At 69.6% G+C, this 369-nt stretch carries 1 pseudogene; it reads right to left on the bottom strand.

The window, feature by feature from the left end:
- Positions 1–38: 38 nt before the first annotated feature.
- Positions 39–369 (bottom strand): annotated as a pseudogene (locus NVV99_RS26405) (LLM class flavin-dependent oxidoreductase); the annotation flags it as partial.

Raw genomic sequence — 369 nt, 5'->3', positions numbered from 1 at the left:
CGCGAGGTATCGACAACAACACCGGTCTCGACGAACGATCACGCGGCGCGGACCCGCGCCAATCCCCATTCGCGCGCCAGCAGTTCGTAGGAACGCAGACGGTCCTCGTGGCCGTGGGTGACCGAGGTGACGACGAGTTCGTCGGCGTCCGTTACTCGGCGTAGGGTGTCGAGACGCTCCGCCACCGAGCTCGGCGCCCCCACTAACTGGGTGACGATGCGGTCGTCGACGAGGGCTCGCTCCTCGTCGGTCAGCGGCGGGGGGGTCTCCGGGTCCGGGTACGGGATCGCGCCGTGGCCCGAGCGACTGCTGTGCGTCCAATGCCCGTAGGTCGACGCCAACTCGCGTGCGGTGGCGTCGTCGTCGGCG

It is taken from the genome of Rhodococcus sp. PAE-6 (assembly GCF_025290685.1).
Classification (GTDB): domain Bacteria; phylum Actinomycetota; class Actinomycetes; order Mycobacteriales; family Mycobacteriaceae; genus Rhodococcus; species Rhodococcus pyridinivorans.
The sequence above is the reverse complement of the archived record's forward strand: the minus strand, read 5'-3'. Positions and strand labels throughout refer to the sequence as shown.